The organism is Streptomyces sp. NPDC002734 (assembly GCF_040295685.1).
In the GTDB taxonomy this organism is placed as follows: Bacteria; Actinomycetota; Actinomycetes; order Streptomycetales; family Streptomycetaceae; genus Streptomyces.
In genome coordinates this window covers 52,033-67,169 of record NZ_JBEOVU010000013.1, presented here as the reverse complement: position 1 = coordinate 67,169, position 15,137 = coordinate 52,033, and the positions used below count along the sequence as shown (strand labels likewise).

Here is a 15,137-nt window from a genome sequence, read left to right as displayed (position 1 = left end):
TCTCACAGCGACGGCGGCGTCTTCGCGGGCGTGCGGGACAGGGCCTCCAGGGCGATCCGGACCGCCTCGTCCAGCTGCGGGTCGCGGCCGGCGGCGTGATCCTGCGGCGTCTGCGGCACCTCCACGTCCGGGTCGACGCCGTGGTTCTCGACGCCCCAGCCGAGCTCCTCGAACCAGAAGGCGTACTTCGGCTGGGTCACCAGGGTGCCGTCGACCAGCCGGTACCGGCTGTCGATGCCGACGACGCCGCCCCAGGTGCGGGTGCCGACCACCGGGCCGATGCCCAGCGCCTTGACCGCGGCGTTGACGATGTCGCCGTCGGAGCCGGAGAACTCGTTGGCCACCGCGACGACCGGACCCCGTGGCGCGTCCAGCGGGTAGCTCATGGGGCGCTTGCCGCGCGGCACGTCCCAGCCGACGATCCGCCGCGCCAGCTTCTCCACGACCAGCTGCGAGGTGTGGCCGCCCCGGTTCTCCCGGACGTCGACGATCAGGCCCTCCCGGGCCACCTCGACGACCAGGTCGCGGTGGATCTGCGCCCAGCCGGCGCCCATCATGTCGGGCACGTGCAGGTAGCCGAGGCGGCCGTCGCTCAGCTCGTGCACGTGGGCCCGGCGGTCGGCGACCCAGGCGTGGTACCGCAGCGCCTCCTCGTCGTCGGTGGGCACCACCACGGTGTGCCGGGGGTCGCCGCCGGCTGCCGGGGCCACCGTCAGCTCGACCGGCTTGCCCGCCGTGCCGGCCAGCAACGGCCAGGGGCCGCGGACCGGGTCGACGGGCCGCCCGCCGACGGCGACGATCGCGTCGCCGGGCCGGACCGCGACGCCCGGGGCGGCCAGCGGGGAGCGCGCCTTGGGGTCGGAGGTCTCCGAGGGCAGCACCCGGTCGACGCGCCAGGCCCCGTCCTCGTGGCGGGAGACGTCCGCGCCGAGCAGCCCCTGCCGCTCGTCACCGCCGTGGCCGACGGGCGTGACGTAGGCGTGCGAGGTGCCGAGCTCGCCCTGCACCTCCCAGAGCAGGTCGATCAGGTCGTCGTGGGTGGCGAGCCGTTCGACGACCGGCCGGTAGCGGTCCAGGACGGCCTGCCAGTCGACGCCGCCGAGGTCGGGGCGCCAGAAGTTGTCCCGCATCAGGCGCCCGGCCTCGTCGAACATCTGCCGCCACTCGGCGGCCGGGTCGACGAGGTGGTGGACCCGGCCGAGGTCCACGGCGACCTCGTCGTCGCCGGAGGCCCGCCGTTCGCTCGGCACCACCCTGAGCCGGCCGCCGCCCCACACCGCCAGGCGCTTGCCGTCGCCGCTCACCGCGTAGGCGTCGACGTCCTCGCCCAGGGTGTCCAGCCGCAGCTGGGCCAGGTCGTAGCGCTCCAGGTCGCTCTTGGGCCCGGAGTCGTCGGGGGTGGCCCGCGACGCGCCGAGCACGCCCTCGACGGGGTGCCGCAGCCACAGCACGCCGTCCTTCGCGGTGCGCAGCGCGGTGTACCGGGCGGCCTCCACCGGGAAGGGCACGATCCGGTCGGCGAGGCCCTCGGGATCGATCCGGGTGGCGGGGGTGCCCTCGCTCTCCGGCGTCTCGTCCTTGTCGGGGGCGTCCACCGGGCGTCCGTGCCGCTGGGGGCCGAACGGGGACGGCGTGGTCGCGGCGAGGGTGATCAGGTAGGGTCGGTTGGCTCCGACGAAGGCCAGGTCGAAGGAGTGCTCGTCGTAGACCGGGTCGAAGGCGCGCGCCGACAGGAAGGCGAGGTGCTTGCCGTCGGGGGTGAAGGCGGGCGAGAAGTCCCGGAACCGCAGCGGGGTCGCCTCGACCACCGACAGGTCGGCGGTGTGCGCCAGCTTCAGCTGGGCGAGTTCGCCGACGCCCGGGTGGGACCAGGCCAGCCAGGCGGAGTCGGGCGAGAAGACCAGCCCGGAACAGTCGCCGTTCTCGCTGCGGTCCACCTCGCGCAGCTCGCCGCTCTCCCGCTCGACGAGCAGCACCCGCCCGTCGTGGGAGGCGACGGCGAACCGTCCGCCGTCGGGCGCCACGGTCAGGCCCAGCACGCGGCCGAGCCGTCCGGCGGCGATCCGGCGCGGGCCGCCGCCCGCGGCGGGGCCGGTCGCCGGGGCGAACTCCAGGGCGTCCTCGCCCTCGGCGTCGGTGACCCAGACCGCCCACTCCTCGCCGTCCACCCGGAAGGCGCGGGCCAGCCGGTTGCGCACGCCCGGCTCGGCGGCCAGCGCGCGGGCCGGGCCGGAGCGGTGGGTGACCCAGTGGACGCCGCCGCGGACGGTGACGGCGCTGCCGCGGGCGGTGTGGTCGGGCGAGAAGCCGCCGAGCCAGCGCGAGGGGGTCACGGGGTAGGGCTGGAGGTCGGCGCGCTGGCCACCGAGACGGACCTCCAGGCGGCGCGGCTCGGCGCCGTCCAGGTCGTCGAGGATCCACAGCTCGCCGGCCGAGCTGTACACGACGCGCTCGCCGTCGGTGGCGGCGTGCCGGGCGTAGAAGACGTCGTCCCCGACGGGCGTGTGGCGGCGCAGGTCCGAGCCGTCGGCCAGGGAGGAGTAGAGGGCGCCGACGCCCTCGTGGTCGGAGAGGAACGCGATCCTGTCCCCGGCCCACAGCGGGTACTCGAGGTTGCCGTCGAGGTCGGCGTGCAGGCGGGCGAACTCGCCGGGAGTCTCCTGCGACTCGATCCACAGCTTGCCCGCGGTGCCGCCCCGGTAGCGCTTCCACCAGGCCGCCTCGCGGCCCATCGGCGCGGACAGCAGCACGGTGCGCGGGCCGAAGGCCACGTGGCCGACCGGGCCGTACGGCAGCCGCTCGGCGGGGCCGCCGTCCAGCGGCACGGCGCGGGCCCAGGAGCGGCGCAGGGTGGCCTCGCCGTGGGCGGAGGTCACCAGGACCCGCCCGTCCGGGGTCCAGCCGCGGACCCGGGTGGTGGGCGCGCCCCAGTGCGTCAGGCGCCGCGCGGGGCCGCCGTCCACGGGGGCGGCGTACGCCTCGGGGGCGCCGTCGCGGGCCGAGGTCCAGGCGACGTGGGCGCCGTCCGGGGAGATGCGGGGGTGGTTGACCGGCATGTTGTCCGCGCTGACCCGCCAGGCCCGGCCGCCGTCGAGCGGGGCGACCCAGACGTCGTCCTCGGCGGTGAAGGCGACCAGGTCGCCGTGCAGGTGCGGGAAGCGGAGATACGCGGGAGCGAGCGTCGAGGCAGACTTCGTCACCCGGTCAGCCTAAGCAGCGACCCCCGTCCCCCAACAGCCTTTCCACCGATCACGCCCCGGGGCCTTCGGCGCTTCCCCTTGGGCGACCCGCCCACCCTGCGGGCGGCTGGGCCGCCGACCACCTCTGGTAGCCCGTTCACCCTGCGGGCGGCTGGGCCGCCCAGGGGGCGGCACGGGCGGGCGCAGGGCGGTGCGTACGCACAGGGCGGCTCGCACCACCAGGCGCCGACCACCCGTCGCGCCGCCTCACGGCAACCACGTGACGGCTCGCCCCGCAGGCGCAGGCCACCCCCACCGCAGCCTCGCGGCAGGTGCCGGCACCCCGTGCGGCGGAGCACCGCGGGGGCCGGACCCCCGCGGCAGGGGTCCCGCTAGGACCAGCGCCCCGTGCGGCCGAGCAGCAACGCGACGGCCGCGGTCCCCGCCGTGGAGGTCCGCAGCACGGACCGGCCCAGCCGGTACGCCCCCGCCCCCGCCTCGGCGAACAGCTCCAGCTCCTGCGGCGAGACCCCGCCCTCGGGCCCCACGACCAGCACGATCTCCCCCGACGCCGGCAGCTCGCACGTGGCCAGCGCCTCACTGGGGAAGTCCCGGTCCTCGTGCAGGACCGCCGCGAAGTCCGCCCGGGCGAGCAGCGCCGCGACCTGCTTGCCGCTCGCGAGCTCCGCGACCTCGGGGAACCGCGTCCGCCGCGACTGCTTGCCCGCCTCCCGCGCGGTGGCCCGCCACTTGGCCAGCGCCTTGGCCCCCCGCTCGCCCTTCCACTGCGTGATGCAGCGTGCCGCGGACCAGGGGACGATCGCGTCCACCCCGGTCTCGGTCATGGTCTCCACCGCCAGCTCGCCCCGGTCGCCCTTGGGCAGCGCCTGCACCACCGTGATCCGCGGGCTCGGCGCGGGCTCCTCACGGACCTCCGCGAGGCCGCCGACGACCAGCCGGTCCTTGCCCTCGGCGGCCTCGACGACGCCCTCGGCCCAGTGGCCGCGGCCGTCGGTGAGCACCACCGCCTCGCCCGGCTGGAGCCGCTTGACCGACACGGCGTGCCGGCCCTCCGGGCCCTCCAGGAGATGCGTGGACCCGTGCGGGGAGAGCTCGTCGACGACGAAGACGGGGGCGGTCAACTACGCCTCCAGGCGCGGTGGTCGGGGCAGTGCGTGGGCGAAGACATGAACGGGAGCCGTCGCGGACCGCACCGGTCCGCGACGACCCCCGGGGGGCGCCTCAGCGCCCGTTGAACGCGTCCTTCAGCCGGGAGAACAGCCCCTGCTGACCGGGCTGGAACTGCCCGGTGGGCCGCTCCTCCCCGCGCAGCTTGGCCAGTTCGCGCAGCACCCGCTCCTGCTCCGGGTCCAGCTTCGTCGGCGTCAGCACCTCGACGTGCACGATGAGGTCGCCGCGCCCGCCGCCGCGCAGGTGGGTGACGCCGCGCCCGTGCAGCGGGATCGACTGCCCGGACTGCGTGCCGGGACGGATGTCGACCTCCTCGAGGCCGTCGAGCGTCTCCAGCGGCACCTTGGTGCCGAGCGCCGCCGCCGTCATCGGGATCGTCACCGTGCAGTGCAGGTCGTCCCCGCGCCGCTGGAACGTCTCGTGCGGCAGCTCGTGGATCTCGACGTACAGGTCGCCGGCCGGGCCTCCGCCCGGGCCGACCTCGCCCTCGCCGGCCAGCTGGATCCGGGTGCCGTTGTCCACGCCGGCGGGGATCTTCACGGTCAGCGTCCGGCGCGAGCGCACCCGGCCGTCGCCCGCGCACTCGGGGCACGGGTTGGGCACGACCGTGCCGAAGCCCTGGCACTGGGGGCAGGGCCGCGAGGTCATGACCTGGCCGAGGAAGGACCGCGTCACCTGGGACACCTCGCCGCGGCCGCGGCACATGTCACAGGTCTGCGCGGAGGTGCCGGGGGCGGCGCCCTCGCCGTGACAGGTCTTGCAGACCACGGCCGTGTCGACCTGGAGTTCCTTGGTGGTCCCGAAGGCCGCCTCGGTCAGCTCGACGTCCAGCCGGATCATGGCGTCCTGACCACGGCGGGTCCGCGAGCGCGGTCCGCGCTGCGAGGCCGTGCCGAAGAAGGCGTCCATGATGTCGGAGAAGTTGCCGAAGCCGCCGGCCCCGAAGCCGCCCGCACCCGCGCCGGCGCCGCCGGCCTGGGAGAGCGGGTCGCCGCCGAGGTCGTAGACCTGCTTCTTCTGCGGGTCCGAGAGCACCTCGTAGGCGGCGTTGATCTCCTTGAACCGCTCCTGCGTCTTCGGATCGGGATTGACGTCCGGGTGCAGCTCGCGGGCGAGCCTCCGGAACGCCTTCTTGATCTCGTCCTGGGACGCGTCGCGGCGCACGCCGAGTACGGCGTAGTAGTCCGTGGCCACTTACGACTCCGCCAGGATCTGTCCGACGTACCGTGCCACTGCGCGTACTGCTCCCATCGTTCCCGGGTAATCCATGCGGGTCGGTCCGACCACGCCGAGCTTGGCGACTGCCTCGCCGCCCGAACCGTAGCCCACCGACACGACGGACGTGGAGTTGAGTCCCTCGTACTCGTTCTCATGACCGATACGGACGGTCATGGCCGAATCCTGAGCCTCCCCAAGGAGCTTGAGGAGCACGACCTGCTCCTCGAGCGCCTCCAGGACGGGCTGGATGGTGAGGGGAAAATCATGTGTGAAGCGGGTCAGGTTGGCGGTGCCGCCGATCATCAGCCGCTCCTCGGTCCGCTCGACGAGCGTCTCCAGCAGGGTGGAGAGCACCGAGGCGACCGTCCCGCGGTCCTCCTGCTCGAAGGCCTCCGGCAGGTCCTGCACCAGCAGCGGGACGTCGGTGAACCGGCGCCCGGTGACCCGGCTGTTGAGCCGGGCGCGGAGGTCGGCGAGGGTGTTCTCGCCGATCGGGGCGGGGCAGTCGATCAGGCGCTGCTCGACCCGGCCGGTGTCGGTGATCAGCACCAGCATCACCCGGGCCGGCGCGAGCGCCAGCAGCTCCACGTGCCGCACCGCCGAACGCGTGAGCGACGGATACTGGACGACCGCGACCTGCCGGGTCAGCTGCGCCAGCAGCCGCACCGTGCGGGCCACCACGTCGTCGAGGTCGACGGCGCCGTCCAGGAAGTTCTGGATGGCGCGCCGCTCGGGCTGGGTCATCGGCTTCACGTCGGCCAGTCGGTCGACGAAGAGCCGGTAGCCCTTGTCGGTGGGGATCCGCCCCGCGCTGGTGTGGGGCTGGGCGATGTAGCCCTCCTCCTCCAGCGCGGACATGTCGTTGCGCACCGTCGCGGGGGACACACCGAGGCTGTGCCGCTCGGTGAGGGCCTTGGAGCCCACCGGCTCCTCGGTCCCGACGTAGTCCTGGACGATGGCGCGCAACACCTGCAGCCTGCGTTCACTCAGCATCGCGCACACCTCCGGATGTCGGCTCGGCCTCACCGCTTCTGCCCCTTGCGTCGACTGGCACTCTGCTTCCGCGAGTGCCAGTCATTACCAGTCAGTGTACGGCCGGAGGGTACGGCGCGGGCAAGGGCGGTCGCCGTGCGGTCCCGATAGCGTCGCCCCATGAGCGTGACCTGGGAAGCCCTTGGTGGAGGGGAAAGTCTCGGCTGGGAGGCGCTGGCCCCCGGTGTGGGGCGGCTGCGGCTGCCCGTCTGGGACTGCACGGTGGGCCTGGTGGCCGGGCCCGACGGGGCGTTGCTGGTGGACGCGGGCTCGAGTGTGGCGGAGGGCACACGGATCCGCCAGGAGGCGGAGGAGTCCCTGGGGGCGGGGCGGCGCGTCACGCATGTGGCCCTCACCCATCCTCACTTCGACCACGTGTTCGGCGCCGGGGTGTTCGCCGGGGCGGAGGTGCACGCCGCGGTCGGCTGCGGCGCGCTGCTGGCCTCCGCCGAGGGACGGGACGCCCTGCGGGCCGACGCGGTGGCGAACGGCCTGACCACGGAGGCGGCGGACACGGCGCTGGAGTCGCTGACCGTGCCGCGGCACGAGGTGCACCACGACCACGTGCTGGAGCTGGGCGGCGGCGTCCGCCCGGTGCTGACCGCCATGGGGCCGGGCCACACCGCGCACGACCTGGCGGTCCTGGTGCCGGGGCCGCGCCCGGTGGTGTTCTGCGGCGACCTGGTCGAGGAGTCCGGCGAACCGCAGGCCGGACAGGACGCGGTGCCCTCCCGCTGGGCGGCGGCCCTCACCCGGCTGCTGGAGCTGGGCGGCGAGGACGCGCTCTACGTGCCCGGGCACGGGGCGGTGGTGGACGCCGCCTTCGTGCGGCGGCAGCGGGAGGAGCTGTCCCGGAGGTTCGGCACGGCCTGGTGAGCCGGTGGGAGGCGGCGGGAGGGCGTGTCGCCTGGGCGAGCCCCGCCGTTTCTCCTATCGTCAGCCGAATGCGCCAGTACTCCCCCGACCTCACGCCGTCGTGGAAGAAGCCCAAGCCGGTACCCGAGGTTCCCGCGGAGCCCGGTCTGGTCGTGGAGGACCCCGCCACCGGGTTCTGCGGGGCCGTGGTGGGCTGCGAGGCCGGCACGGTCACCCTGGAGGACCGGCACGGCAAGCACCGCGTCTTCCCGCTGGCCCCGGCCGCCTTCCTGCTGGAGGGCCGCCCGGTGACCCTGGTCCGCGCCGCCGCGGCCGCCCCGAAGCGCCCCTCGCGCACCGCCTCCGGCTCGATCGCCGTTCCCGGCGCGCGGGCGCGGGTGGCCCGCGCGGGGCGCATCTACGTCGAGGGACGGCACGACGCCGAGCTGGTCGAGAAGGTGTGGGGCGACGACCTGCGCGTCGAGGGCGTGGTCGTGGAGTACCTGGAGGGCGTGGACGACCTGCCGGCCGTGGTCGAGGAGTTCGCCCCGGGCCCCGACGCGCGGCTGGGCGTCCTGGTCGACCACCTGGTGCCCGGCTCCAAGGAGTGGCGCATCGCCGAGGCCGTCACCAGCGACCACGCCCTGGTGGTCGGCCACCCCTACATCGACATCTGGCAGGCCGTGAAGCCCTCCGCGCTGGGCATCGAGGCCTGGCCGGTGATCCCGCGCGGCCAGGACTGGAAGACCGGCGTCTGCCGCGCCCTCGGCTGGCCCGACAACACCGGCGCCGCCTGGCGCCACATCCTCTCCCGGGTCCGCGACTGGAAGGACCTGGAGCCCGAGCTCCTGGGCCGCGTCGAGGAACTGATCGACTTCGTCACGGCCTCGAGTGAGGCCTGACCCCCTCGTACGCCCCGAAGGCCGCCGTCTCCAGTTCGATTCCCAGCGGGCCCACCGGCAGCGGATCGCCGAACTTGGTGATCCGCTGTACCTGGTAGTCGGCGTCCTCGCCCTGTCCTGCCGGCTCGGTGTACAGCACGCAGTGCGCCATGATCGGATCGATGATCAGGTAGCCCGGGACGTCGCCGGCCGCGTAGATCAGCCGCTTGACACCGTAGTCGCGGTCGACGCTGGTCCGGGAGACCACCTCGACCACCAGCGTGATCAGATGCGACGGCAGCAGCCGGCCCGATGCCGGGCCGCGCCCCGCCTCGAGAACCACCAGATCGGGCACCGGCTCGCTGGCCTCCCCGACGATGTCCACGTCCTGTGTCTGCAGGCGTTCCCAGCGGGCGCGGGGAATCTGGTCCTGCACCTCGGTGACGATCCGGTTGTGCACCAGATCGGGGCCGGCCATCATCACGATGTCCCCCCGCAGAAGCTCCGCCTTGGCGCCTTCGGGCGGTTCGAAGTCCGCGAAGAAGTCGGCCATCCCTCGCTCGTCCACAGCGGTCATCTCCGTGAGCCTCCCGGTCCGCCGCGTCGCGCATTGTCAGCGGCAGCTTACGAACAGCGTAGGCACCGGGGGGCCTGACCGCACGGACTCACCCTCACGAGTGGCGGGCCGCTCAGTCCACCAGGTCCCGGACCACCGCGTCGGCCAGGAGGCGGCCGCGCAGGGTCAGCGCGGCGCGGCCGGCGGCGAAGGACTCGGAGCGCAGCAGGCCGTCCGCGAGGGCGCGGTCGGCGGCGGCGCGGCCGGCCGGGCGCAGCAGGTCCAAGGGGACGCCGTCCACCAGCCTCAGCTCCAGCAGGATCCGCTCGACGCGCCGGTCCTCGGCGGAGAGCAGCTCGCGTCCGGCGCCCGGGGAGCGCCCTTCGGCGAGGGCCGCCGCGTAGGCGCCCGGGTGCTTGACGTTCCACCACCGCACGCCCCCGACGTGACTGTGCGCGCCCGGTCCGGCGCCCCACCAGTCGGCGCCGCGCCAGTACAGCTCGTTGTGCAGGCAGCGGGCCGCGTCGGAGGCGGCCCAGTTGGAGACCTCGTACCAGTCGAGCCCGGCCGCCGAGAGCATCTCCTCGGCGATCAGGTAGCGGTCGGCGTGCACGTCGTCGTCGGTCATCGGGACCTCGCCGCGCTTGATGCGGCGGGCCAGCCCGGTGCCGTCCTCGACGATCAGCGCGTACGCCGAGACGTGGTCGGGACCGGCGCCCAGCGCGGCCTCCAGCGAGGCGCGCCAGTCGTCGTCGGACTCCCCCGGCGTGCCGTAGATCAGGTCCAGGTTGACGTGCTCGAACCCGGCCGCGCGCGCCTCGGCGACGCACTGCTCGGGGCGGCCGGGGGTGTGGGTGCGGTCGAGGATGCGCAGCACGTGGGGGCGGGCGGACTGCATGCCGAAGGAGATCCGGTTGTAGCCGCCCTCGCGCAGCTCCGCGAGGTAGGCCGGGTCCACGGTCTCCGGGTTGGCCTCGGTGGTGACCTCGGCGTCCTCGGCGAGGCCGAACTCCTGGCGGACCGCGTCCAGCATCCGCACCAGGTCGCCGGCCGCCAGCAGGGTGGGGGTGCCGCCGCCGACGAAGACGGTGCGCACCGGGCGGGGGTCGTCGCCCAGCACCTTGCGGGCCAGGCGGACCTCCTCGGCGAGAGTGTCCGCGTAGTTGTCGCGGGAGGCGAGCACGCCGCCGCTGCCGCGCAGCTCGGTGGCGGTGTAGGTGTTGAAGTCGCAGTACCCGCAGCGGGTCGCGCAGTACGGGACGTGCAGGTAGAACCCGAGGGGACGCTCCGGGGCGCCCTCGAGGGCGGAGGCCGGCAACGCGCCGTCGGCGGGGACGGGCTCGCCGTCGGGGAGTGCGGAAGGCATGAGGACCATTGTCCCCCACCTCGGAGGAAGCCCGGGAAGCCCGAACGCCCCGGCCTCCGGACCGCCTGGGGAAGGCGGCACGGGGGCCGGGGCGCTGAAAAGGGTGCCGGGTCCGTACCCGCGTGGCGAACGCAGGCCGCGTACGGACCCTTGGTGCCGGTCGGGAGCGGATGAGAGAGGGCCCGCTCTGGGTCCTACCGGCGGTCGTTCAGTCGTTCAGATCACAAACGGACCGAGGCGGTTCAGCCCTGGAGGCCGGCGACCTTGGAAGCAAGCGCCGACTTCTTGTTGGCGGCCTGGTTCTTGTGGATGACGCCCTTGGAGACGGCCTTGTCCAGCTGACGCGCAGCGGCGCGCTGGTACTCGGTCGCCTTCTCGGTGTCACCCGCGGCAGCGGCCTCGCGGGCCTTGCGGATCGCGGTCTTCAGAGAGGACTTGACGGCCTTGTTGCGCAGCCGGGCCTTCTCGTTGGTCTTGTTCCGCTTGATCTGGGACTTGATGTTCGCCACGAAGGAGCCTTTTCAGGTTCTTGGCACACGAGGCCGAGGCCTCGCGGGCCGTGTGATTTTCTTGGGTGAGCCTCCGCGCACAGGCATGACACGCGGGCATGGAGACACAGCCACCCAGGCTACCAGTCGCCCGACGAGCGGCCCAAACCCGTCACAGGGGCCGGGCCATGGGACGATGGAGGCTGCGTACAGATCCGACCCGAGGCATAAGGCGCCTCAAGAGACAGGACCCTGCGTGCCCGCGACCCCTAACAATGTGCCCGAGCCGAGCCGTACCGACCCGGCTCTGATCCGCAACTTCTGCATCATCGCGCACATCGACCACGGCAAGTCCACGCTCGCCGACCGGATGCTCCAGCTGACCGGCGTCGTCGAGCAGCGGCAGATGCGCGCCCAGTACCTCGACCGCATGGACATCGAGCGTGAGCGCGGCATCACGATCAAGTCCCAGGCGGTGCGCCTGCCGTGGGCCCCGAGGAACGGGGAGCAGCAGAACCCGACGCACATCCTGAACATGATCGACACTCCCGGGCACGTCGACTTCACCTACGAGGTGTCCCGGTCCCTGGCCGCCTGCGAGGGCACCGTCCTGCTCGTCGACGCCGCCCAGGGCATCGAGGCGCAGACGCTCGCCAACCTGTACCTGGCGATGGAGAACGACCTCGCGATCATCCCGGTGCTGAACAAGATCGACCTGCCGGCCGCGCAGCCCGAGAAGTTCTCCGAGGAGCTCGCCAACCTGATCGGCTGCGACCCCTCCGACGTGCTGAAGGTCTCCGCGAAGACCGGTGTGGGCGTCGAGGACCTGCTGGACCGCGTGGTCGAGCGCATCCCGGCCCCGGTCGGCGTCAAGGACGCCCCGGCCCGCGCGATGATCTTCGACTCGGTCTACGACTCGTACCGCGGCGTGGTCACCTACGTCCGGGTGATCGACGGCCAGCTCAACAAGCGCGAGCGCATCCGGATGATGTCGACCGGCGCCACGCACGAGCTGCTGGAGATCGGCACCAACTCGCCCGAGATGCTGCCGGCCGACGGCCTGGGCGTCGGCGAGGTGGGCTACCTGATCACCGGCGTGAAGGACGTCCGCCAGTCCAAGGTCGGTGACACGGTCACCACCCTGAACAAGGGCGCCACCGAGGCGCTGGGCGGCTACAAGGACCCGAAGCCGATGGTGTTCTCGGGTCTGTACCCGCTGGACGGCTCGGACTACCCGCTGCTGCGTGACGCGCTGGACAAGCTCCAGCTCAACGACGCGGCGCTGGTCTACGAGCCGGAGACCTCCGCGGCCCTGGGCTTCGGCTTCCGCGTCGGCTTCCTCGGCCTGCTCCACCTGGACGTGATCCGCGAGCGCCTGGAGCGCGAGTTCGGCCTCGACCTGATCGCCACCGCCCCCAACGTGGTCTACCGCGTGGTCATGGAGGACGGCAGCGAGCACGTCGTCACCAACCCGAGCGAGTTCCCCGAGGGCAAGATCAACGACGTGTACGAGCCGGTCGTGCGCGCCACGATCCTCGCGCCGTCGGAGTTCATCGGCGCGATCATGGAGCTGTGCCAGACCCGTCGCGGCACGCTGCTCGGCATGGACTACCTCTCCGAGGACCGCGTGGAGATCCGGTACACGCTGCCGCTCGCGGAGATCGTCTTCGACTTCTTCGACCAGCTGAAGTCCAAGACCCGCGGTTACGCCTCGCTGGACTACGAGCCCACCGGCGAGCAGACGTCCAGCCTGGTCAAGGTGGACATCCTGCTGCACGGCGACAAGGTGGACGCCTTCTCGGCGATCACCCACAAGGACGCGGCGTACGCGTACGGCGTGCGGCTGGTCGCCAAGCTGCGCGAGCTCATCCCCCGGCAGGCCTTCGAGGTGCCGATCCAGGCCGCCGTCGGCTCCCGCGTGATCGCCCGCGAGACCATCCGCGCCATCCGCAAGGACGTCCTCGCCAAGTGCTACGGCGGTGACATCTCCCGGAAGCGGAAGCTGCTGGAGAAGCAGAAGGAGGGCAAGAAGCGGATGAAGATGGTGGGTTCCGTGGAGGTTCCCCAGGAGGCCTTCATCGCCGTGCTCTCCAGCGACGACAGCGCGTCGTCCGGCAAGGGGAAGAAGTAGGCCGGAAGTAGACCGGGAGTCCGTCGAGTTGCGGAACCCGGAGTCCCGCCGAAGGGCCCGTCGCGTCGCCGCGGCGGGCCCTTCGGCGTCGCGCGGCCGGAAGAACTGCACAAATGCCTGGCCGTAGCCTCTTACATACCGCAGGGTCGGCCCTTACCCTGATGCCGTCTCCTCAGTTACTCGCGAGTTAAGCAGGGACACGCGAGGCCGTTCAGCCGTTCATCAGCCAGCAGCAAACCAGCCAGCCGCACCAGCAGCCGTCAGTAGTGGCCGAGCCGGCCGCACGTACTGCGGGCGGGCCCCGGAGGATTGTCGTGAGCGACACACAGACCCTGATCGATAACCGTCCGCCGAGTGTGGCGAACCTGTTCCTGGAGCGCGTGGAGGCCACGCCGGACACCGAGGCGTACCGCTACCCGGTGCCGTCCGCCGGGCAGGGCCCCGACGAGTGGACGTCGCTCAGCTGGAAGCAGTCCGCCGACCGCGTGTTCTCCATCGCGGCGGGCCTGATCGACCTGGGCGTCGCCCCGGAGGAGCGGGTCGCGCTGGCGGCGGCGACCCGCGTCGAGTGGATCCTCGCCGACCTCGGCATCCTCTGCGCGGGCGCGGCCACCACCACGGTGTACCCCTCGACCAACGCCGAGGAGTCGGCGTTCATCCTCTCCGACTCCGGCAGCAAGGTCCTGATCGCCGAGGACGCCTCGCAGGTGGCCAAGGCGCTGGAGAAGAAGGACGAGCTGCCCTCGCTCACCCACATCGTGGTGATCGACCCGGCGGGCGTGGAGACGAACGAGACCGTCCTGACCCTGGAGGAGCTCGAGCGGCGCGGCGCGGCCCGTCTGGAGAAGTCCCCCGAGCTGGTCAAGGAGCGGGTCTCCGCGATCACCAAGGACCAGCTGGCCACCCTGATCTACACCTCCGGCACCACCGGCCGCCCCAAGGGCGTGCGCCTGCCGCACGACAACTGGTCGTACATGGCGAAGGCGATCGCCGCCACCGGTCTGGTCACCACGGAGGACGTGCAGTACCTGTGGCTGCCTCTGGCGCACGTCTTCGGCAAGGTGCTGCTCTCCAGCCAGATCGAGGTCGGTCACGTCACAGCCGTCGACGGCCGGGTCGACAAGATCATCGAGAACCTGCCGGTGGTGAAGCCGAGCTACATGGCGGCCGTCCCCCGCATCTTCGAGAAGGTCTACAACGGCGTGGCCGCCAAGGCCCGCGCGGGCGGCGGCGCCAAGTACAAGATCTTCCAGTGGGCCGCCGGGATCGCCCGCGAGTACGGCAAGGTCACCCAGGAGAACTACCGTCGCACCGGCAACGCGACCGCGCCGTTCGGCCTCTCCCTCAAGCACGAGGTCGCCGACCTGCTGGTCTACAAGAAGATCCGCGAGGCCTTCGGCGGCAACCTGCGCGCCTGCATCTCCGGTTCTGCGGCGCTCGCCCCGGAGATCGGCTACTTCTTCTCCGGCGCCGGCGTGCACATCCTGGAGGGCTACGGCCTGACCGAGTCCTCGGCCGCCTCCTTCGTGAACCCGGGCGAGGCCTACCGCACCGGCACGGTGGGCAAGCCGCTGCCCGGCACCGAGGTCCGCATCGCCGACGACGGCGAGATCCTGCTGCGCGGCCCCGGCATCATGCAGGGCTACCACAACCTGCCGGACAAGACCGCCGAGGTCCTGGAGGAGGACGGCTGGTTCCACACCGGCGACATCGGCGAGCTCTCCACCGACGGGTACCTGCGGATCACCGACCGCAAGAAGGACCTGATCAAGACCTCGGGCGGCAAGTACGTCGCCCCGGCCGAGGTCGAGGGCCAGTTCAAGGCGATCTGCCCCTACGTCTCCAACATCCTGGTGCACGGCGCCTCGCGCAACTACTGCACGGCGCTGATCGCCCTGGAGGAGGCCGCCCTGATGGGCTGGGCCGCGGAGAACGGGCTGGGCGGCAAGTCCTACGCGGAGGTCGTCGCGGCGCCGGAGACGGTCGCCATGGTCGAGGGCTACGTGAAGCAGCTCAACGAGGGCCTTCAGCGCTGGCAGACCGTCAAGCAGTTCCGGCTCCTGCCGCGTGACCTCGACGTGGAGCACGGCGAGATCACGCCGAGCCTGAAGCTGAAGCGGCCGGTGGTGGAGCGGGAGTACGCGCACCTCATCGAGGAGATGTACGCGGGCGCGCGCGAGGCGTGACGCACCGGGCGTGACGGTGCCGGGCGTGACGCGCGAGGCGTCGTGACGCACCGG

General features: G+C 72.6%; 11 protein-coding genes. 4 read left to right on the top strand and 7 right to left on the bottom strand.

What is annotated here, in order from left to right:
• Positions 1-2 precede the first annotated feature (2 nt).
• From ABT026_RS14035 to hrcA, 4 genes are all read right to left on the bottom strand, one after another.
• The gene (locus ABT026_RS14035) at positions 3-3,200 is read right to left on the bottom strand and encodes a S41 family peptidase (protein ID WP_351114526.1); all 3,198 of its coding nucleotides are present in this window, start codon (positions 3,198-3,200) and stop codon (positions 3-5) included.
• 371 nt (positions 3,201-3,571) lie between these two features.
• Positions 3,572-4,321, bottom strand: a complete 750-nt coding sequence (locus ABT026_RS14030) for a 16S rRNA (uracil(1498)-N(3))-methyltransferase (protein WP_351114525.1) — start codon at positions 4,319-4,321, stop codon at positions 3,572-3,574.
• Between the two features lie 100 nt (positions 4,322-4,421).
• Positions 4,422-5,564, bottom strand: a complete 1,143-nt coding sequence (gene dnaJ, locus ABT026_RS14025; protein ID WP_351114524.1) for a molecular chaperone DnaJ — start codon at positions 5,562-5,564, stop codon at positions 4,422-4,424.
• Positions 5,565-6,581 (bottom strand): heat-inducible transcriptional repressor HrcA, encoded by a 1,017-nt coding sequence (gene hrcA, locus ABT026_RS14020; protein ID WP_351114523.1) that lies wholly within the window; start codon positions 6,579-6,581, stop codon positions 5,565-5,567. It lies immediately after the preceding gene.
• 159 nt (positions 6,582-6,740) lie between these two features.
• Here hrcA and ABT026_RS14015 point away from each other — a divergent pair, with 159 nt between their 5' ends.
• Complete coding sequence (locus ABT026_RS14015; protein WP_351114522.1) at positions 6,741-7,496, top strand: MBL fold metallo-hydrolase; 756 nt, start codon at positions 6,741-6,743, stop codon at positions 7,494-7,496.
• A gap of 68 nt (positions 7,497-7,564) precedes the next feature.
• Complete coding sequence (locus tag ABT026_RS14010) at positions 7,565-8,377, top strand: DUF3097 domain-containing protein (RefSeq protein WP_351114521.1); 813 nt, start codon at positions 7,565-7,567, stop codon at positions 8,375-8,377.
• Here ABT026_RS14010 and ABT026_RS14005 read toward each other — a convergent pair.
• From ABT026_RS14005 to rpsT, 3 genes are all read right to left on the bottom strand, one after another.
• Positions 8,355-8,933, bottom strand: a complete 579-nt coding sequence (locus tag ABT026_RS14005; protein WP_351114520.1) for a Uma2 family endonuclease — start codon at positions 8,931-8,933, stop codon at positions 8,355-8,357. The two genes, ABT026_RS14010 and ABT026_RS14005, sit on opposite strands and share 23 nt — an antisense overlap.
• Positions 8,934-9,045: 112 nt before the next feature.
• Complete coding sequence (gene hemW / locus ABT026_RS14000) at positions 9,046-10,278, bottom strand: radical SAM family heme chaperone HemW (RefSeq protein ID WP_351114519.1); 1,233 nt, start codon at positions 10,276-10,278, stop codon at positions 9,046-9,048.
• Between the two features lie 242 nt (positions 10,279-10,520).
• Complete coding sequence (gene rpsT / locus ABT026_RS13995; protein WP_351114517.1) at positions 10,521-10,787, bottom strand: 30S ribosomal protein S20; 267 nt, start codon at positions 10,785-10,787, stop codon at positions 10,521-10,523.
• A 235-nt stretch (positions 10,788-11,022) separates the two neighbouring features.
• Between rpsT and lepA the strand changes: the two genes are divergently transcribed.
• Together lepA and ABT026_RS13985 are read left to right on the top strand one after the other, a co-directional pair.
• Complete coding sequence (lepA, locus tag ABT026_RS13990) at positions 11,023-12,897, top strand: translation elongation factor 4 (RefSeq protein ID WP_351114516.1); 1,875 nt, start codon at positions 11,023-11,025, stop codon at positions 12,895-12,897.
• 314 nt (positions 12,898-13,211) lie between these two features.
• Positions 13,212-15,083: an AMP-dependent synthetase/ligase gene (locus ABT026_RS13985; protein WP_351114514.1), complete on the top strand. Its 1,872-nt coding sequence runs from the start codon at positions 13,212-13,214 to the stop codon at positions 15,081-15,083.
• Positions 15,084-15,137: the final 54 nt, after the last annotated feature.